This is a genomic window from Microbacterium sp. C23T, assembly GCF_053345975.1.
The window spans coordinates 113816-132440 of record NZ_JBKFBD010000006.1; the positions used below are offsets into that span (position 1 = coordinate 113816).

An 18625-nucleotide genomic window follows, 5' to 3' on the forward strand; every position below is an offset into this window, starting at 1 on the left:
CCTAGATTGACGCCAAAGGTGGCGACAATCCCAGATCGCCACCGATCCCCACTCAATGAGGAGTAGCAAATGCGCAGGATGAGATACGCGGTCGCGACCGTGGCCGCTGCCGCGCTCGTCGCATCGACGGCGACGGGTGCCACCGCTGCGACCGAGCCGGAAGAGAACGTCTTCCTCAAGCCCTTCGTGCTGGACGCCTGGGCGCAGTACGCCGCCTCCGACACCTACGCCCTTCTCGAACAGCAGGGCAAGATGGCGACGCCGAACGTCTACCTCGCCGACGTGGCACGCGGCACGGACCAGACCGGGGCCGACCCGGCGGACTACTGGTACGTGCGCAACGGCGTGCCCGACGACGGCGTGACGCTCGCGCCCGAGGCGATCCTCTACGCCAACCTCGAGAACCTGAAGGCCGCCGGCAAGATCGACGATTTCAACTTCACGCTCGTGATGAATCTCCCGCACTCCGAGAACGTCAACACGGCCGAAGCCCACGCATGGATGCGGCAGATCCTCGCCGAGGCCGGGCCGTCCGTCCCCGCCGACATCGACCCCGCCACCGGATGGTGGGACGTCAGCACCTACGAGGGCGGGTCGATCACCGAGACCGCCGCCGGAGCCGTCTCGGCATCATCCGACACCGGCAAGAGGACGATCACGGTCACGCTGAACGGCCAGCCGTTCACGGTGACGCACTACTGGGGCTGGTACGCCGCGACGCCGAACAGCCCGAAGCAGAAGGTCAGCATCTACGTGCCGCAGAACGTCCGGCCCGACAGCCCGACCTACTTCCGCACGAACAACGGCGGATGGACGTCGAACAACTTCATCTCGACCGTGGTCCCCGGGGGTGCGTACACCACGGGCAACCTGGCGTTCAACACCGTCCAGGGCGGCGGGAACAACAACCCCAACGTCATCGGCGAGGTGCTCGACCAGGGCATGATCATGGTGTCGTACGGCGCCCGCAGCATGAATGACGCTCCGGTCGACGGCCAGTATCAGGGACACTCGCCGGCCACGATGACCGACACCAAGGCGGCGATCCGGTTCGTCAAGTACAACCAGGTCTACGGCAGCCTTCCCGGCGACCCGGAGCGCGTGATCATCACGGGCATGAGCGGTGGCGGCGGTCTCACCACGGCGGTGGCCGCCGGGGGCAACAGCTCCGACTACTACGACTCGCTCGCGCAGATCGGCGCGCTCGGCCTCACGCAGACGGGCGGCGCGTACGCGGATGACCCGGCCGTCGGCGACGACGTCTTCGCGACGTTCTCGAGCGCACCCATCATCGACTCCTTCCGGGCGGACCACCTCGCGGAGTGGATGTACAACCCCACACGCCAGAAGATCCGTGACGGCGTATACGCCGCCGAGACCGGGATCACGAGCGGGCGCAACAACCCCGCGGCCCTGGCGGAGTGGCAGTACCTCAGCGCCGCGGTCCTCGCGCAGAAGGGCGACGACTACACGTACGAACTCGGCCTCACCCCCGACCACGTCAAGCGGACCCTCCTCGACATGATGGAGACCTCGCTCGAGCTCACGGTGAACGAGAACAAGTCCTACCGGCCGACGCTGGCCGACGTGTCCTCGGTGACCACGCCGGAGCAGGCGAAGGCGGCGCTCGACACGTTCCTGCGTCAGCAGGACGCGAACCGCGCGGCGGCCTGGGCCGGGCTCCCGCTCGACTGGTACACCGTCTCCGGGAGCACCGGAGCCTTCGAGGTGACCATCGCCGACGCCGGCTGGGACCGCCTCACCGAGTACCTGTACTGGGTGTCGCAGTGGACCAAGGGCACGCCGATCTCGACCGCGCAGGGCCTGCCGGCCGGGCTCGGCAAGGGCGGGGCGTTCGCCGGCGGCGAGGGCCTGCTCTTCGGGGCGCTCGACGCCCCGTACAGCCACCTCAACCAGGTGTCGTGGGCGATGGATCCGCTGAACTGGCCGCTGTTCGGCGTCACCGCCAGCACGAACCCCAACACCGCCGCGCGACAGGCTGAGAACCGCGAGATCGCGAAGACGCTGTTCGACGTGCTCCCCGGCCCGAGCATCGAGGTCGTACTCCGGCACGTGGACCAGGCCGAGCGTGACGGCACGCTCACCGGCAAGGCGCTGAGCGAGGTGCGCAAGCACCTGGCTCAGGCCGAGAAGCTCGCCGCCGGCTCCGCCGCGAGCCGGGCCGTCGTGGCGCAGCTCGACAACGCCTCCCGCAAGTCGGGCCTGCCCGCCGACTCGAACGTCGTGAAGGCGATCGCGGCGCTCGCGGCCGCGAGCTGACACACCGGCGGAGGGGGAGGTCGGCGCGCGCCGGCCTCCCCCTCTGCACGGTCCGACAGGGTTCCGGCGCGGTTTAGCATGGCCGCGTCGTCGAGGAGGATGCTGTGGCACGAGGATCGGCCGGAGAGTCGGTGCTTCACCGGCACCTGCGCGTGCTCGAGAGCTTCGATGCGTGGCATCCGTTCCTCACCCTGACGGAGATCGCCGACGCATCGGGCATTCCGCCGTCGAGCGCGCACCGCCTCATCGCCGAGCTCGAGCACGAAGGGCTTCTCGAGCGCCTGCCGGATCGCACCTACCGCCTGGGAGTGCGACTGTGGGAGTTCGCGAGCCGCACGCCCGGCGCGGTCGGGCTGCGCGAGATCGCCCGCCCGTGGCTGGGCGCGGTGCACGAGCGAGTGCGGCAGCACGCGCAGCTGGGTGTGCTGAGCGGGCGGGATGTGCTCTTCATCGATCGGATGTCGACCCGCGACGCCGTCGTCAACGCGACGCTGATCGGGGGCCGCATCCCGCTGCACGCCTCGTCGAGCGGGCTGGTGCTGCTGGCCTATGCCGATGCGGCGCTCGTCGCCGACGTCATCGCCGGCGGTCTGCGGAGGTACACCGACCACACCATCCGCACCGGCCCCGAGCTCCGCGCGGTGCTGCGCCGGGTGCGGGAGGAGGGCTACGCCGTCACCGAGGGGCACATCCACCCCGAGTCGCGCGGGATCGCCGTGCCGGTCACCGGACCCGGCGGCACGGTGTACGCGGCGATCGGCGTCGTCCTGCCCAACGACGGCGGCCCGACGCACGCGTACGCCGAGCTGCTGCGCCGCGCAGCGGCTGGGATCGCCCGCGACCTCGCCGTCGCCTACCGGCCCGACGTCGACGAGCGGACCCATGGCATCCGCTCGCTGGTGAGCGGGTCGCGCCGGTCGCTCGAATACCTCGAGAGCCTCGACGCCGACCCACGCGGCTCGGGCGAGCTCCCCGCCCTCGGCCCCGCGCCGGTGCCCTAGGGTCTGCAGCATGACGACGATCGCGGTCCTCGGTCTCGGCGAAGCCGGGCGCCGCTACGCGCGCGGCCTCGCGCACGCCGGAGCGGAGGTGCGCGGCTTCGACCCCGCACACGACCTCGGCGACCCCGACGTCCCGCAGTTCGCGACCCTCGCCGACGCCCTCGCCGGGGCCGACGTCGCCCTGAGCCTCGTGACCGGCCATGCCGCAGCATCCGTCGCCCGCGACGCTCTTCCCCACGTGGCCGCGGGCGCCGTCTACGCCGACCTCAACACCGCCGCACCCGAGCTCAAGCAGCGCATCGCGCGGCTCGCCGCCGACCGCGGGCTCGCGATGGCCGACGTCGCGGTGCTGGCGCCCGTGGTGCGCGCGGGCCACCGCACGCCGCTGCTCGCGAGCGGACCCGGAGCCCGCGAGTTCGCCGCCCGGGTCGGGCCGTTCGAGGTGCCGGTCGACGTGGTCGACGGCGACGCCGGCGAGGCAGCCCGCCTGCGGCTGCTGCGGAGCGTGTTCATGAAGGGTCTCGCAGCGCTCGTGCTCGAGGGGCTCGGCGCGTCGCGCGCCGTAGGCGCCGAGGACTGGCTGCGTGCGCAGATGGCCCAGGAGCTCGGGCCCGACGGCGCGGCCCTCATCGACCGCCTCGTCGATGGCTCGACCACCCACGCGGTGCGCCGCGAGCACGAGGTGCGCGCGGCCCTCGCCGCGCTCGAGGCGTCGGGCCAGCCCGCCGACATGACCCGCGCGACCCTCGCCTGGTTCGAGCGGCTCGTCGCCGAGCGCGACCACGACTGAGCCCGCCCACGAAGGTGGCGTGCCACGCCGCCATCGCAGCGCGGACGCGACCAGAGTCGCCCCCTTCGCCCGACGGCCCCGCGCGGAGGTGGCGCGACACGCTGTCACCGGCACGGATGACGACCACGAGCGCCACCTCGGTGGCCCCGCACGACGCCAATCCGAGAAGGTGACAGCACGCGTCGCAATCGCCGCGCCTAGCCGACCACGCGTGCCCCCTTCTCACGGCGCTCGCCCACGGAGGTGACAGCAGTCGCTGCGACCGCCGCGCCGAGGCGTCCACACACGCCACCTCGGCGACGACGGCCCGCCGGGGCTACACCACCGCGGCGGCGGTGCGCCAGCCGCCGTGGTACTCCTGGCGGGCGGTCACGGCGTACGGCACCGGGCTCACCACGGCGCGCACGGCGAGCTGCTCGTGCGGCTCGACGGTGGTCTTGCGCGAGCCGCCGTCGGGCTCACCCCACACCACGCGCACCTCGGCGCCGATCGGCACGTCGCGGTCGACGGTCGCGAGCGACAGTCCGCGCTTCTCGTTCGCGGTGACGCCGGTGAACAGCGACAGGCCGACGGTGTCACCGTCGGCGTCGATCACGGCGTCGTAGTTCGACGAGCCGTAGTTCGCGTTCGGCAGGTCGAAGAACTGGTACCCGGGGCCTTCGCGGTCGATGACGCTCGTCAGGAGCTTGCTGAGGTCCTCGTCGTTCCACGCGAGGGTGACCTTCTTGCGCTGCGTCTCGGGGTCGACCTGCTCGAGGGCCTCCCGGCCGATGAAGTCGTGGTCGAACTTCACGAACGAGCCGTAGCCGAGGTCCCACGGGTTGAGGTAGTAATCCTCGATGTCGTCCGACACGAACGAGCCGGCGAGCGCGTTGATGGCCTCGTAGCTGTTCGCCGGCAGCCACTCGCGGTAGCGGCGCTCGATGTCGCCGCCGGTGTAGATCGCGGGCAGCGGCGACGGGATCCAGCCCGACTCGAGCGTGTTCGACGAGTACGCGCGCGAGCCGCACGGCTCGAGGCCGAACTCGCGGCCCGCCTCGAGCACCGCGTCGCGGATGCGGCCGTGCTCGGAGTACGGGCCCCAGATCTCGAGGCCCGGCGCTCCGGCCATGCCGTGGCGCAGCGTGCGCACCTGCTGACCCGCGATCTCGAGCTCGCCCATGTGGAAGAACCGCACCTGCTCGACCTCGTGGCCGGCGAGCTTCTCGATGATGGGCCACGCGTTCGGGCCCTGGATCTGGAAGCGGTAGAACTCGCGCGTGACGGCCTCGCCGTAGGGACGCGACGGCGAGCGGTCGTCGTAGCGGGTCTCGACGTCGTAGCCACCGGTCTCGGCGTGGAACTGCAGCCAGTTCGCCCCGGGCGCGCGGCCGACGTAGACGTACTCGTCCTCGGAGAGGTGGAAGAGGATGCCGTCGCCGATCACGCCGCCCGTCGACGAGGTCGGCACGAACTGCTTCGCCGTGTTCACCGGGAAGTTCGCGAACGAGTTGATGCCCGTGTCGGACAGCAGCTTGAGCGCATCGGGACCCGTCATGAAGAAGTTCACCATGTGGTGGGTCTGGTCGTAGAGCACCGCGGTCTCGCGCCACGCCTTCTGCTCGCGCCGCCAGTTGGTGAACTCGGCCGGAACCACCGGGTAGATGTACGTGCCCAGCTGCGAGTTGCGGAGCATCTCGACGATGCTCCCCCGTTCGTCCATCAGCTGCTGCAGATTGCTCGCCATGCCTGTCTCGACTTCCTCGTCCAGTGGTTCGTTCCGGGTGACCTGACCGCGATGCTACGTGGCGGCTATACCTACGTCCAGAGGTATTTGGTCGCCACGATTGTAGACAATTTGTTGACCATTTCGCCACGGGTATGGTTCGCTGGCCCCATGACAGACACCGCCGTCGACACCCTCCTCGTCGTGAGCGCCCACGCGGGCGACTTCGTGTGGCGGGCGGGCGGAGCGATCGCGGCCGCCGCCCTCCGCGGCGAGCGCGCGGTGGTCGCGTGCCTGTCGTACGGCGAGCGCGGCGAGTCGGCGAGCCAGTGGTTGGACGGCAAGTCGCTGGACGAGATCAAGCGCATCCGGCGCGACGAGGCCGAGGCCGCAGCATCCGCTCTCGGTGCAGAGATCGAGTTCCTCGACCTCGGGGACTACCCCCTGGTCGAGTCGCGCGACGCCGTCTCGCGCCTGGTCGATCTGTACCGGCGGGTGCAGCCCACCGTCGTGCTCACGCACACGCTTCGCGATCCCTACAACGGCGACCACCCGGCGGCGGCGCGCATGGCGCTCGAGGCCCGCGTGCTCGCTCAGGCGATCGGCGTCGCGAACTCGGACGGCAGCTACCCCGGCAAGGACGACATCATCGGCGCCCCGCCGGTGTTCTTCTTCGAGCCGCACCAGCCCGAGCAGTGCGACTTCACCCCCGACGTGCTCCTCGACATCACCGAGGCGTTCGGGCGCAAGCGCGCCGCGATGGAGTGCCTGCCCGCCCAGAAGCACATGTGGTCGTACTACACCGACCTCGCGGTCCGCCGCGGAGTGCAGCTCAAGCGCAACGCGGGCCCGAACCTCGGCCTTCCCCACGAGACCATGGGCGAGGCGTACATGCGGCACTTCCCGCAGGTCACCTCGGTGCTGTCGTGAGCGGGGTGCGTCCGTGATGAAGCCCGTCATCGTCACCGACATCGCGAGGACGGATGCTGCGACCGCCCGCGCGCTCGGATCCCACGGCGTCGCGACGGTGCACGAGGCGATGGGCCGCACGGGACTCGTGGGTCCCGGCATCCGTCCCATCCAGCACGACGTGCGCATCGCCGGGACCGCCGTCACGGTGCTGAGCCACCCCGGCGACAACCTCATGATCCACGCCGCCATCGAGCAGTGCCGCGACGGGGATCTGCTGGTCGTCGCCACGACCTCGCCGTCGAGCGACGGCGCGTTCGGCGATCTCTTCGCCACGGCCCTCACAGCCCGGGGTGTGCGGGGACTCGTCACCACGACCGGCGTCCGCGACACCGCCGACCTGCGCGAGATGGGCTTCCCGGTGTGGTCGAGCGCTGTGCACGCACAGGGCACGGTGAAGGCGACACCCGGCTCCGTCAACGTGCCGATCGTCGTCGCCGGTGCGACGGTGCGGCCGGGCGATGTGGTCATCGCCGACGACGACGGTGTGGTCGTCGTGCCGCGCGAGCGCGCCGCCGACGTCTTGTCGGCCGCCGATGCCCGCGTCGCGAAGGAGGCCGCGGACCGCGAAGCCTACGGGTCCGGCGCTGAACTGAGCCTCGACCGTAAGGGCCTGCGCCCCCTCCTCGCCGAGCTCGGCATCGAGTACGTCACGCAGGCCGAATACGAGGCGCGCGACGATGAGCGCGCCTGACCCGGTGCGCGACGGCGTCCGCTGCATGCTCATGCGCGGCGGCACGTCGAAGGGCGCGTACTTCAGCGCTTCCGACGTGCCGGACGACCCGGCCGAGCGCGACGACCTGCTGCTGCGGATCATGGGCTCGCCCGACCCCCGCCAGATCGACGGCATCGGCGGCGCGCACCCGCTCACCAGCAAGGTCGCGGTCGTCTCGCCGTCGGGCGCCGAAGGCATCGACGTCGACTACCTTTTCCTCCAGGTCGGCGTCGACACGGCGACGGTGGCCGACGCGCAGACGTGCGGCAACCTGCTCGCCGGCATCGGGCCGTTCGCCGTCGAGCGCGGCATCGTCGCGGCGACGGGTGCCCGCACGACGGTGCGCATCCGGCTCCTCAACACCGGGGACACCGCGACCGCGGTCTTCACCACGGCCGACGGCCGGCCCGACTACGACGGCGATGCCGCCATCGACGGCGTCCCGGGCACGGCATCCGCCATCGAGCTCGAGGTCGGGGGCGGCGAAGACAAGCCCCTCCTCCCGACCGGCAATCCCGCCGACGACCTGGACGGCGTCACCGCGACCCTCATCGACAACGGGATGCCGGTCGTGCTCCTGCGCGCCGACGACCTCGGCGTCGACGGCTCCGAGTCGCCCGCGGCGCTCGAGGCCGATGCCCACCTCGCCGCGCGCATCGAGCGGGTGCGGCTCGCGGCCGGTCCGCGCATGGGCCTCGGCGACGTGGCGGCGCAGACGGTGCCGAAAGTGATCCTGCTGTCGCCGCCGCGGGCGGGCGGCGCGATCTCGACCCGCGCCTTCATCCCGACGCGCGTGCACACGGCGATCGGCGTGCTGATGGCAGCATCCGTCGCCGCCGCCCTCCGGATCCCCGGCGCTGTGGGGCACGACATGGCGGGCCCGCTCGGCGACGAGGACACCGCGATCGAGCACCCGAGCGGCACCTTCCCGTCGCGCGTGCGGGTCACGCAAGACGACGGCGGCGCCTGGCGCGCGACCTCCTTCTCGCTGCGCACCGCCCGCAAGCTCTTCGACGGCACGGTCTTTCCGAGGCCGCGCCGATGAAACCCGTCAGAGAGGACGCCCCATGACCGCCGACACGTCGTTCGACGTCGCCCACCTCGCCCACGTCGAGCTGCTGACGCCCACCCCCGCCGAGAGCCGCTGGTTCTTCGAGGACCTGCTGGCGATGCGCGTCGTCGCCGAGGACGGCGACTCCGTCTACCTGCGCACGTGGGACGAGTACCAGCTCTACACGATCAAGCTGACGGCATCGGATGCTGCGGGCGTGGGTCGCACGTCGTTCCGGGCATCGTCGCCGCAGGCGCTGGAGCGGCGCGTCGCCGCGATCGAGGCGGCCGGGCTCGGCGTCGGGTGGACCGACGGCGACGTCGGCTGCGGGCCGACCTACGGGTTCACCGACCCCGACGGTCACGCGATGTCGATCTTCTACGAGGCCGAGCGGTATCAGGCCGGCGACGACGACAGGCCGGCGCTGAAGAACCAGGCCTCCCGCTTCCCCGGCCGGGGCGTCAACGCGCGCCGCCTCGACCACATCAACTACCTCGCCAAGGACGTCGAAGCGAACGGGGCGTTCCTGCGGGACGCCCTCGGCATGCGCGAGTCCGAGCGCATCCGGCTCGACACCGGCAAGTTCGCGGCGTGGTGGTTCCACTTCTCGCTGAAGTCGTACGACGTCGTCTACTCCGACGACTGGACCAAGCATGGCAACCGCCTGCACCACATCGCGTTCGCCCCCGACACGCGGGAAGACATCCTCAAGGCCGCCGACATCTTCCTCGAGAACGGCATCCACATCGAGTCGGGTCCTCACAAGCACGCCATCAACCAGACGTTCTTCCTCTACGTCTGGGAGCCCGGCGGCAACCGCATCGAGTTCGCGAACGCGGGCGCCCGCCTGCTGCTCGACCCGGATCAGCCCGTCGTGGAGTGGACCGAGGCCGAACGCCGCAAGGGCCAGGCCTGGGGCATGAAGACGATCGAGACCTTCCACACCCACGGCACCCCCGTGGTGGACTCTCCCGCCCACTGACCCGGGGCCGCCCTGGGGCGAAGGGCACCCGGCCGGGCAGGGTCAGCGCCAGACGTCGGCGGCGATGTCGACGACCTCGCGCACCTTGGCCCACTGCTCGTCCTCGGTGAGGACGTTGCCCTCCTCGGTCGAGGCGAAGCCGCACTGGGGGCTCAGGGCCAGCTGCTCGAGGGGGGCGAACGCCGCCGCCTCGTCGATGCGGTGCTTCACAGCATCCACGTTCTCCAGCTCGCCGCTCTTCGACGTGATGAGCCCGAGCACGACCGTCTTGTCGCCCTCCGGCAGGAACCGCAGCGGCTCGAAGCCGCCGGCGCGCTCGCTGTCGTACTCGAGGAAGTAGCCGTCGTACGCGGTGTTGCCGAGCAGCTGCTCGGCGACCGGCTCGTACCCGCCCGACGAGATCCACGTCGAGCGGAAGTTGCCGCGGCACACGTGCGTGGTGATCGTGAGGTCGTCGGGCTTGCCGTCGAGGATGCGGTTCAAGATGCCGGAGTAGCGCTCGGCGATGCCGTCGGTCTCGATGCCGCGCTCGCGCGCCTTCTCGAGCTCGACCTCGGAGCAGAGGTACGCCCATGCGGTGTCGTCGAACTGCAGGTAGCGGGCACCGGCGTCGTAGAACGCGGCGACGGCGTCACGGTACGCCTGCACGAGGTCGTCGACGATGTCGTCGCGGCCGTCATAGCCCGAGCCATCGAGGTGCCCCGGCTCGAGGCGGAAGTCGAGCACGGTGGGTGCCGGGATGCTGAACTTCGGCACCGCGCCGGTGGTGCGCTCGAGCAGGCTCTTGAGGGAGCGGAAGTGGTCGAGGAACGGGTGGGTGTCGCTGAAGCCGATCTTGCCCGAGATCTCGATGCCGCGCGGTTTGGTCTGCACGCCCTGGAACTGGATGCCGTGGTCGAGCTCCACGATCTCGACGCCGTCGAGCAGGCCGAAGAAGTCGAAGTGCCACCACGAGCGGCGGAACTCACCGTCCGTCGCGAGCTTCAGGCCGGCATCGGCCTCGCGCACGACGAGTTCGGCGATCGCCGTCTCCTCTGCGACGCGCAGCGCATCGGCGTCGATCTGGCCGGAGGCGAACCTGCGGCGGGCCTCGGCGAGCTCAGCGGGACGAAGGAAGCTGCCGACGATGTCGGCGCGGAACGGCGGTGTTGACACCCTCGCGAGCGTACCGGATGCCTTCCGCCATAGGTACTCGCCCGTCACCCGGCGTCATCACCGCCCACCCCGTGAGACGACAGCGCACGGACGAGCCCCCGGGAAGATCCCACCGTCTCCTCCGCCGACTGTCGTGTCACCGAGAGAAGAGGGCGCGGGTCAGAACACGTACTCCATGAGGTCGGTCCCCAGGATGCGGAACGCCTCGTGCGCCCGCAGCCGGTGCGAGATCGACAGGTCGTCGAAGCACACGATGAGCGCGTACGACACTCCGGCGCGGGGGCCCGCCAGCACACCCGCCTCGACACGGATGCCCGCATCCCGGCCGGTCTTGTTGATGAAGAGCAGCCCGTGCTCGTCGTTCTCGTGCGAGAACGGGTCGAGCCCGGTGGCGGATGCCACGAGCGACAGGTCATGGTTGAGACTCAGCCACTCCGCGACCTGGGCGCTCACGCTCGGCGAGACGACCTGCGAGTTCACCAGCGCCGCGAACACCTCGGCGAGCTCGCGCGCGGAGCCGAGGGCGAAGTGCGGGGCGTCATCGGGCCCGCGCTCGTCGCGGAACCGGTCGAGCAGCGCCGATCGGGCGAGCCCGAGATCCTCGATGCGGGCGCGCACGGCGGGCAGGCCCACACGGCGCAGCAGCGCGTTGGCGGCGAGCGCGTCGCCGGTCGACGCGGTGAGCACGGCGAGGTCGACGAGCGGCAGCGCAGGCGCCTTGAGGTGCTGCCACACTCCCCCGACCCCGACGGGCTCGATGTGCGCGCGATCGATGATCTCGAGCGGCTCGAGGCGCCCCGACTCGAACGCGGCCGCGACCTCGATGAGCAGCGGCACGACGCCGAGCCCGGCGACGGGCAGCGTCACGAAGTCGTCGCCCGACAGGACGGACGTCCCGCGGTCGAGGTCGGTGATGCGCACCGAGATCTTGGCCCCGGATGCGGCGAGATCGTCGAGCGCCTTCAGCGTCGACGTGAACGAACGACGACCGGCCGCTGCCCTCTTCGGCAGCCGCCGACCGGTGCTCCGTCGCGCCCCCCGCAGCGACTCGGCATCCTTTCTGGGCTCCATGCCCACGGAGTTTCCCTCCCCTTGACGTTGTTGCGGGGTGATCGGGCCGCACGCGGCCCGGCCGTCACCAGATGGTGACGCGCTGATCCTCGTCGAGCCAGAGAGCATCCGACTCGCTCACACCGAACGCATCGTAGAACGCGTCGATGTTGCGCACGATCTGGTTGCACCGGAACTCGTTGGGCGAGTGCGGGTCGATCGTGAGCAGACGGATGGTCTCAGCATCCCGTCCCTTCTGCTGCCAGATCTGTCCCCAGCTCAGCAGCAGTCGCTGGATGCCCGTGAAGCCGTCGAGCTCCGGGGCTTCGGCATCGCCCAGCGACAGGGCGTAGGCCTTGATCGCGATGCCGAGTCCGCCCAGGTCGCCGATGTTCTCGCCGATGGTGAGCGCGCCGTTGACGTTGTTGTCGTCGGCGAGCCCCTGCGGCACGAGGGCGTCGTACTGGGCGATGAGGTTCTTGGTGCGCTCCTCGAAGGCGGCGCGGTCGTCGTCGGTCCACCAGTCGCGCAGCGACCCGTCGCCGTCGAAGCGGCTGCCCTGGTCGTCGAAGCCGTGGCCGATCTCGTGGCCGATGACCGCGCCGATGCCGCCGTAGTTGGCGGCGGCGTCGCGCTCGACGTCGAAGAACGGGTACTGCAGGATCGCCGCCGGGAACACGATCTCGTTCATCAGCGGGTTGTAGTACGCGTTGACGGTCTGCGGTGTCATGAACCACTCGTCGCGGTCGATCGGCTGGCCGACCTTGGCGAGCTGGCGGTCGTGCTCCCACACGTGGGCGCGGCGGACGTTGCCGATGAGGTCGTCGCTCGCGATCTCGAGGGTGGAGTAGTCCTTCCACTTCACCGGGTACCCGATCTTCGGGGTGAACGCGTCGAGCTTCGCGAGCGCGCGCTCACGGGTCTCGGGGCTCATCCACTCGAGCTCGGCGATCGACTGGCGGTACGCCTCGATGAGGTTGGCCACCAGCTCGTCCATCGCCTCCTTGGCGGCGGGCGGGAAGTGGCGCTCGACGTAGACACGGCCGATGGCCTCGCCCAGGGCGGCCTCGGTGAGGCTGACGCCGCGCTTCCAGCGCTCGCGGTTGACCGGGACGCCCGTCAGCTGCGTGCCGTAGAACCCGAAGTTCTCGGCCACGAACTCCTCCGACAGGAACGGGGCGCCGGAGTGCACGACGGCGAAGCGCAGCCACGCCTTCCAGTCCTCGAGACGGTCCTCGACGAGCAGGGCGCCGAGGCCCTCGAAGAAGCTCGGCTGGTAGACGTTGATCTCGGTGAACGCGTCGGCGTGGTCGGGGGCCGCGCCCTCGCGCCACGGCGTCAGGTCGACGCCGACGAGCTCCTGGACCTCGTCCCACGTCTTGAGGTTGTACGTCTTGACCGCGTCGCGGCTCGAGACGTTGTCCCAGTGGTGGGTGGCGAGTTCCGTCTCGATCGCGACGATGCGATCTGCGGATGCCTCGGCCTCGGCCACGCCCGCGAGCTCGAGGATGCGCTGCACGTGGGTGCGGAACGCGATGCGCGTCTCCTGGAAGTTGTCGAGGCGGTAGTAGCTCTCATCCGGCAGCGACAGGCCGCCCTGGATGAAGAACGGGACGTAGCGCTCGGGGTTGCCCGGATCCGGCTCGAAGTAGAGGTGGATCAGCGCGGCGATGCCGTCGCGCTCGAACTCGCCGATCGTGCGCAGGAAACCGGGGATGTCTTTGATCGCCTCGACCCGGGCCAGCGAGTCCGCGAGAGGCGCGGCACCCTGCGCCTCGATGCGCTCGGTGTCCATGAAGCTCGTGTAGAGGTCGCCGATCTTGCGGGCTTCGGTGCCGGGCTCGGCCTGCTGCGACTCCTCGATGATCGCGTGCACGTCCTTCTCGGCCTGCTCCGCGATGAGGTGGAACGAGCCCCACCGTGCCTTGTCCTCCGGGATCTCGGTCCGGTCGAGCCAGCTTCCGTTGACGTGGCGGAACAGGTCGTCCTGGGGGCGGATCTCGGCGCTGAGTTCCTCGAGCGCGAGACCGGAGCGGGGGGCATCGGTCATGCGTTCCAGGGTAGTCGCCCGAAGCCTGGACAACTCTCGGGAGCGACCGGATCGCCGCTCGTGACGACATTGTGATGAACCTGCTCACTCCTCAATCGAGGAGCGTTGCCGAGCTGCGGATCCGACGGCGGGGATCGGCCCGCGTCTCGGCTCTCGTCCTCATCTGAGGAGCGATGGATGCTGCGCCCCGGCGTCGGCGCCCGGTCCTAGGCTTCTGGGGTGACGACCGACACCCTGAACCGCGACATCCTGCGGCTCGCGGTGCCGGCGCTCGGCGCCCTGATCGCCGAGCCGCTGTTCCTCATCGTCGACTCGGCGCTCGTCGGCCACCTCGGCGTCGAGCCGCTCGCGGGGCTCGGCATCGCGTCCGCCGTGCTGCAGACGATCGTCGGGCTCATGGTGTTCCTCGCCTATTCGACGACGCCCGCCGTCGCGCGCCGGTTCGGCGCCGGCGACCCGTCTCGTGCGGTGTCGGTCGGCATCGACGGCATCTGGCTCGCGCTCGGCATCGGAGCGGTGCTCGCGCTCGTCGGCTACGTCGCGACGCCGCTGCTCGTCGGCCTGTTCGGCGCGACGCCCGAGGTCGCCCAGCAGGCCGAGATCTACCTCGGCATCTCGATGTGGGGCCTTCCCGCGATGCTCGTCGTGTTCGCCGCGACCGGTCTTCTGCGGGGCATGCAGGACACCGTCACGCCACTGTGGATCGCCGGACTCGGCTTCGCCGCGAATGCCCTGCTCAACTGGCTCTTCATCTACGGCTTCGGCTGGGGCATCGCGGGCTCCGCGATCGGCACCGTCGTCGCGCAGTGGGGCATGGTCGCCGCCTACGCGGTCGTCGTCGGGCGGCTCGCGCGCAGGCACGAGGCATCCATCCGCCCTCAGCGCGAGGGTGTGCGCGGCTCCGCACGTTCCGGCGGCTGGCTGTTCCTGCGCACCGTGTCGCTGCGGTTCGCACTGCTGGCGACGGTCGCCGTCGCGACCGGGCTCGGCACGGTCGAGCTCGCCGGCTGGCAGGTCGCCTTCACGATCTTCTCGACGGCCGCCTTCGCGCTCGACGCGCTCGCGATCGCCGCGCAGGCGCTCATCGGCAAGGGCCTCGGTGCCGAAGACAGGCCTCTCGTCCGCCGCGTGCTCGGCCGCACCGTCGCGTGGGGCGCGTGGTTCGGGGTGATCACGGGTGCGATCATCGGGGCGCTGTCGGGCGTCATCGGGCTGGCCTTCACCGGCGACGCCGGCATCGCCACCCTCGTCCAGCCCGCGCTCATCGTGCTCGCGATCGCCCAGCCGGTGTGCGGAGTCGTGTTCGTGCTCGACGGCGTGCTCATCGGCGCCGGTGACGCGAAGTACCTCGCGATCGTCGGGGTGCTGAACCTCGTGCCCTTCGTCCCCGCGCTCGCGCTCGTCGCGTGGCTGCATCCCGTCGGGGCGGCCGGGCTCGCGTGGCTCGCCGTCGCGTTCTTCGGCGTCTACATGCTCGCCCGGCTCGCCACCCTCGGCTGGCGCGTGCGCGGTTCGGCCTGGCTGTCCGTCGAGGCCTGACGACGGGTTCCGCGCACCGAGGTATCACCCCCGCTGCCGACGGCTCCTGAGTCACATGGCGTCCATCCGCGGCCGCCGGAAGGAGCCTCCTGTGTCCGGCACCGGAACATTCGCGTTCACCGTCCACCCTCGTGCGCGTCTGCGCGAGGACCTCGCCCGCGCATGGCGGCCGCTCGGACTGGTGCCGGAGTCCGCCTACGACGCCGCCCTGCGGCGTCTGCCGCTGCCGCCGATCACGATGGCCGGCGTGCAGATCGGCGGCGAGCGCGTCGGTCACGTCGTACTGGTTCCCTTCGGCGCACGCCATCTGCTCTCCGACATCGAGGGCGGCCGGCGGCGCGTGACCCGCGCGGTCGACCGCGGCGCCGCGCTCGGCGCAGACGTCGTGGGACTCGGCGCTCTCACCGCGACGGTGACGGCCGGCGGAGCCACCCTGCGCGGACGCTCCGACATCGGGGTGACGAACGGCAACGCGTTCACGGCGGCGATCGTCGAGGACCAGATCCGGATGCTGCTCCTCCACGTCTCGGCGCGTGTCAGACGTCCGCACATCGCGATCGTGGGCGCCAGCGGCAGCGTGGGCAGCGCGGTCACCAAGCTGCTCGCCCGCGACCCCGCGGAGGCACGGCTGACGCTGATCGCCCGCACCGCACCGCGCCTGGAGGCGCTCGCGGCGTCGGTCGCCGGCGACGTCGACGTGACGGTCGCGCTGTCGATCGATGCCGTGCAGGGCGCCGACCTGGTCGTGCTCCTCACGGCCTCGGCCGACACGATCCTCGGCCCCGACCACCTCGCACCCGGCGCGATCGTGCTCGACGCGACCCAGCCGCGCAACACGTCGCCCGCCCTCGCCACCGCGCGGCCCGACGTGCTCGTCGTCGACGGCGGCATCGTCTCGATCCCGAGCCTGCGGCTCACGGGTGGCGAGATCGGCCTGCCCGACGGCCGCTCCTACGCCTGCTTCGCCGAGACGGCGATCCTCGCCCTCACCGGCCACCGCGGCCACTTCTCGATCGGCAACCCCACCCTTGAGCAGATCGACGACATCCGCGCTCGGGCTGGCGAGCTCTCACACCTCGGCTTCCGCGTGGCCGCCCCGACGAGCTTCGGCGCACCGGTGGTGCTCGAGCGAGGCGCGACGGTGATCGCATGACCCGCGTGGTGCTGCTGGGCGGGGGCTACGTCACCCTCCACGCCTACGCGACCCTGGCGCGCCGGGCCGGGCGACGACTGCGGCGAGGCGACGTCGAAATCGTGGTCATCTCGGCCGACACCGCGCACCGCTTCCACGGCTTCACCGGCGAACTGCTGGCGGGGATGATCGACCGCGACCGCGTGGCCACGCCGCTGGCCGAGGCCATGCCGCACGCGCGCATCATCGAGGGCCGCGCGGTGCGCATCGACGCCGCGGGCCGGTCGGTGTCGTACCGACGCCACGACGAGGGCGACGTCCAGACGCTGGCCTACGACCACCTCGTCGTCGGCACCGGAGCGAGGGAGCCGGTCGCCGAGGTCCCCGGGCTCGCCGAGCACGGCTACGCCCTTCGGGGCCCGGACGAGATCGCCGACCTCGCGGACCACCTCGCGACTGTGCCCGGATCGCCGGTCGTCGTCGCCGGCGGCGGGATCGCGGGCGCCGAGCTCGCGGCGGCCATCGCCGATCGCGGACACCCCGTCACCCTCGTGCACTCCCGCGCTCGCCTCGTCGGCGAGTGGTCCGATCAGCCACGACTGGCGGCCCGCGCCGCGCGGGAACTCGAACGACTCGGGGTACGGGTGGTGACCGGCGTTCGGCTCACCGAGGTCACACCTACCGCGGCGCAGTTCTCCGACGGGTCGTCGCTCGCGACGGCGACGGTCGTCGCCACGACCGGCCAGCGTCCCGTGCGCATCCCTGGGCTCGACCCGTGGCGCGACGAACGCGGTCGCCTGCGCACGCAGCCGACGCTCGCGGTCCGGTACGGCGTGTGGGCGGCGGGCGACGGCGCGCGGGTCGAGCATCCGGTCACGGGCGAGCCCGTGCCCGCCAACGCGCTGTGGGCGATGAAAGGCGGCGACCACATCGGCCGCGCGATCGCAGGGCGACTGCGCGGACGGACGGCGGGGCGCTTCACCTACCGAGGGCTCGGGCGCGCGGCCTCGTTCGGCTTCGGTCGCGGCATCTCGGAGCTGTACGGGGTGCCGTTCACCGGAACACTCGCGTGGATCCTGCGCCTCGGATTCTTCCTCCGCTTCATGCCGTCGCGTTCGCGGGCGGCGGGCGTCGTGGCGGACCTCTCACGCTTCGCGTTCACGCCGCGTCGGCGCGCCGCGAGGACCCCTCCTCAGGCCGTCTCCGGAATGAGGACGTCTGCCGCCTGAGCGTTTCGGCTCGCAAGCTCGCTCAACGACCGGTGGACGCCCAGCGGCGGCACCACTCGTACATGACGACGGCCGCGGCGGCACTGGCGTTGATCGAGCGGGTCGAGCCGTACTGCTCGATCTGGACGGTTCCGGATGCTGCCGCCAGCGCCTCCGGCGACAGCCCGGGTCCTTCCTGGCCGAACAGCAGCACGCACGCCTCGGGCAGGTCGGCGGCCGGCAGTGGCAGCGACCCCTCGACGTTGTCGATCGCGATGACGGGCAGGGACGCGGCATCCGCCCACGCGGTGAACGCCTCGACGGTCTCGTGATGGCGCACGTGCTGGTAGCGGTCGGTCACCATGGCTCCGCGGCGGTTCCAGCGGCGCTTGCCGATGATGTGCACCTCGGCGGCGAGGAACGCGTTGGCGCTGCGCACGATCGAGCCGATGTTCATGTCGTGCTGCCAGTTCTCGATCGCCACGTGGAACGCATGGCGGCGCGTGTCGAGGTCGGCGACGATGGCGTCCATCGTCCAGTACCGGTAGGGGTCGACGACGTTTCGGGCGTCGCCGTTCGCGAGCAGCTCGCGGTCGTACCGCGGATCGTCGGGCCACGAGTCCGGACCACCCGGCCACGGCCCCACGCCGACCGGCAGCGTCGGCTCGGCGGGCTCGGCGGCGCTCGGGTCGGGCGGGTTCACCGGCCCAGGCTATCCGCCGCGGCGCGCACCCGGCGATCGGGCGATCAGGCGTGCGGTGCCTGGTGCCACTGGCTGCGGCGCGTGTCCGCGAGCGACGCCCGCCACGCGCGGTGGCTCCGGCGCGAGCCCCGGCACTCCCGCATGCCTTCCATCGCGCGATGGATCGCCGCGACCAACTTCGTCGTCATCTGCACCGCCTCCTCTCCGGATATGTCGAGTCAGGCATATCGCCGATCGCCCCCGCAACGACCGGGGGTTGACAGGCCGTCACCGACGTGCCGGGGGCGTCCCACGC

General features: G+C 71.1%; 16 protein-coding genes. 10 read left to right on the forward strand and 6 right to left on the reverse strand.

Annotation, left to right across the window (positions count from 1 at the left end):
• Positions 1-69: 69 nt before the first annotated feature.
• The 3 genes from ACLBXX_RS05270 (at position 70) to ACLBXX_RS05280 (ending at position 4071) form a co-directional block, all read left to right on the forward strand.
• Positions 70-2280 carry a hypothetical protein gene (locus ACLBXX_RS05270; protein ID WP_447657134.1) on the forward strand — a complete coding sequence of 737 codons (2211 nt, stop codon included), beginning with the start codon at positions 70-72 and terminating at the stop codon, positions 2278-2280.
• Between the two features lie 104 nt (positions 2281-2384).
• Complete coding sequence (locus tag ACLBXX_RS05275) at positions 2385-3281, forward strand: IclR family transcriptional regulator (protein ID WP_447657135.1); 897 nt, start codon at positions 2385-2387, stop codon at positions 3279-3281.
• Positions 3282-3291: 10 nt separating this feature from the next.
• The gene (locus tag ACLBXX_RS05280) at positions 3292-4071 is read left to right on the forward strand and encodes a DUF1932 domain-containing protein (RefSeq protein WP_447657136.1); all 780 of its coding nucleotides are present in this window, start codon (positions 3292-3294) and stop codon (positions 4069-4071) included.
• Between the two features lie 316 nt (positions 4072-4387).
• Here the strand turns inward: ACLBXX_RS05280 and ligM are convergent, their stop codons facing one another.
• A complete protein-coding gene (gene ligM / locus ACLBXX_RS05285) occupies positions 4388-5797 on the reverse strand; it encodes a vanillate/3-O-methylgallate O-demethylase (protein WP_447657137.1) in 1410 nt (469 codons plus the stop codon).
• 150 nt (positions 5798-5947) lie between these two features.
• Between ligM and ACLBXX_RS05290 the strand changes: the two genes are divergently transcribed.
• Genes ACLBXX_RS05290 through ACLBXX_RS05305 form a run of 4 tightly spaced genes read left to right on the forward strand, consistent with a single transcriptional unit; the run spans position 5948 to position 9493 of the window.
• A complete protein-coding gene (locus ACLBXX_RS05290; RefSeq protein ID WP_447657138.1) occupies positions 5948-6706 on the forward strand; it encodes a PIG-L deacetylase family protein in 759 nt (252 codons plus the stop codon).
• 16 nt (positions 6707-6722) lie between these two features.
• Positions 6723-7439 (forward strand): 4-carboxy-4-hydroxy-2-oxoadipate aldolase/oxaloacetate decarboxylase, encoded by a 717-nt coding sequence (locus ACLBXX_RS05295; RefSeq protein ID WP_447657193.1) that lies wholly within the window; start codon positions 6723-6725, stop codon positions 7437-7439.
• Positions 7426-8505 carry a 4-oxalomesaconate tautomerase gene (locus tag ACLBXX_RS05300; RefSeq protein ID WP_447657139.1) on the forward strand — a complete coding sequence of 360 codons (1080 nt, stop codon included), beginning with the start codon at positions 7426-7428 and terminating at the stop codon, positions 8503-8505. Before ACLBXX_RS05295 ends, ACLBXX_RS05300 begins: the two co-directional genes overlap by 14 nt.
• A gap of 22 nt (positions 8506-8527) precedes the next feature.
• Positions 8528-9493, forward strand: coding sequence for a VOC family protein (locus ACLBXX_RS05305; RefSeq protein WP_447657140.1), 966 nt, complete (start codon positions 8528-8530; stop codon positions 9491-9493).
• A 42-nt stretch (positions 9494-9535) separates the two neighbouring features.
• Here ACLBXX_RS05305 and ACLBXX_RS05310 read toward each other — a convergent pair whose 3' ends face one another.
• The 3 genes from ACLBXX_RS05310 to ACLBXX_RS05320 form a co-directional block, all read right to left on the reverse strand.
• On the reverse strand, positions 9536-10648 hold the full coding sequence (locus ACLBXX_RS05310) for a 5-methyltetrahydropteroyltriglutamate--homocysteine S-methyltransferase (protein WP_447657142.1): 1113 nt from the start codon (positions 10646-10648) through the stop codon (positions 9536-9538).
• A gap of 159 nt (positions 10649-10807) precedes the next feature.
• Entirely contained in the window at positions 10808-11719 is a 912-nt protein-coding gene (locus ACLBXX_RS05315) for a serine hydrolase (protein WP_378904830.1), read from the reverse strand.
• 64 nt (positions 11720-11783) lie between these two features.
• On the reverse strand, positions 11784-13748 hold the full coding sequence (locus tag ACLBXX_RS05320; protein ID WP_447657143.1) for a M13 family metallopeptidase: 1965 nt from the start codon (positions 13746-13748) through the stop codon (positions 11784-11786).
• Between the two features lie 219 nt (positions 13749-13967).
• Between ACLBXX_RS05320 and ACLBXX_RS05325 the strand changes: the two genes are divergently transcribed.
• The 3 genes from ACLBXX_RS05325 to ACLBXX_RS05335 all read left to right on the forward strand — a co-directional run bounded on the left by ACLBXX_RS05325 (position 13968) and on the right by ACLBXX_RS05335 (position 17648).
• Complete coding sequence (locus tag ACLBXX_RS05325; RefSeq protein WP_387141804.1) at positions 13968-15287, forward strand: MATE family efflux transporter; 1320 nt, start codon at positions 13968-13970, stop codon at positions 15285-15287.
• Between the two features lie 91 nt (positions 15288-15378).
• Complete coding sequence (locus ACLBXX_RS05330) at positions 15379-16440, forward strand: semialdehyde dehydrogenase (RefSeq protein WP_447657145.1); 1062 nt, start codon at positions 15379-15381, stop codon at positions 16438-16440.
• Positions 16437-17648, forward strand: coding sequence for an NAD(P)/FAD-dependent oxidoreductase (locus ACLBXX_RS05335; protein WP_447657146.1), 1212 nt, complete (start codon positions 16437-16439; stop codon positions 17646-17648). Before ACLBXX_RS05330 ends, ACLBXX_RS05335 begins: the two co-directional genes overlap by 4 nt.
• Positions 17649-17670: 22 nt before the next feature.
• Here ACLBXX_RS05335 and ACLBXX_RS05340 read toward each other — a convergent pair whose 3' ends face one another.
• Both ACLBXX_RS05340 and ACLBXX_RS05345 read right to left on the reverse strand, forming a co-directional pair.
• A complete protein-coding gene (locus ACLBXX_RS05340; protein ID WP_447657147.1) occupies positions 17671-18330 on the reverse strand; it encodes a TrmH family RNA methyltransferase in 660 nt (219 codons plus the stop codon).
• A gap of 44 nt (positions 18331-18374) precedes the next feature.
• Positions 18375-18518: a hypothetical protein gene (locus tag ACLBXX_RS05345; protein WP_447657148.1), complete on the reverse strand. Its 144-nt coding sequence runs from the start codon at positions 18516-18518 to the stop codon at positions 18375-18377.
• Between the last annotated feature and the right edge of the window lie 107 nt (positions 18519-18625).

Excerpts from the sequence above, each read along its gene's own strand:
- ACLBXX_RS05270 (WP_447657134.1), top strand. The coding sequence starts at position 70 with ATGCGCAGGATGAGATACGCGGTCGCGACCGTGGCCGCTGCCGCGCTC.
- ACLBXX_RS05305 (WP_447657140.1), top strand. The coding sequence starts at position 8,528 with ATGACCGCCGACACGTCGTTCGACGTCGCCCACCTCGCCCACGTCGAG.
- ACLBXX_RS05335 (WP_447657146.1), top strand. The coding sequence starts at position 16,437 with ATGACCCGCGTGGTGCTGCTGGGCGGGGGCTACGTCACCCTCCACGCC.
- ACLBXX_RS05320 (WP_447657143.1), bottom strand. The coding sequence starts at position 13,748 with ATGACCGATGCCCCCCGCTCCGGTCTCGCGCTCGAGGAACTCAGCGCC.
- ACLBXX_RS05295 (WP_447657193.1), top strand. The coding sequence starts at position 6,723 with ATGAAGCCCGTCATCGTCACCGACATCGCGAGGACGGATGCTGCGACC.
- ligM (WP_447657137.1), bottom strand. The coding sequence starts at position 5,797 with ATGGCGAGCAATCTGCAGCAGCTGATGGACGAACGGGGGAGCATCGTC.
- ACLBXX_RS05315 (WP_378904830.1), bottom strand. The coding sequence starts at position 11,719 with ATGGAGCCCAGAAAGGATGCCGAGTCGCTGCGGGGGGCGCGACGGAGC.
- ACLBXX_RS05280 (WP_447657136.1), top strand. The coding sequence starts at position 3,292 with ATGACGACGATCGCGGTCCTCGGTCTCGGCGAAGCCGGGCGCCGCTAC.
- ACLBXX_RS05300 (WP_447657139.1), top strand. The coding sequence starts at position 7,426 with ATGAGCGCGCCTGACCCGGTGCGCGACGGCGTCCGCTGCATGCTCATG.
- ACLBXX_RS05345 (WP_447657148.1), bottom strand. The coding sequence starts at position 18,518 with ATGACGACGAAGTTGGTCGCGGCGATCCATCGCGCGATGGAAGGCATG.
- ACLBXX_RS05290 (WP_447657138.1), top strand. The coding sequence starts at position 5,948 with ATGACAGACACCGCCGTCGACACCCTCCTCGTCGTGAGCGCCCACGCG.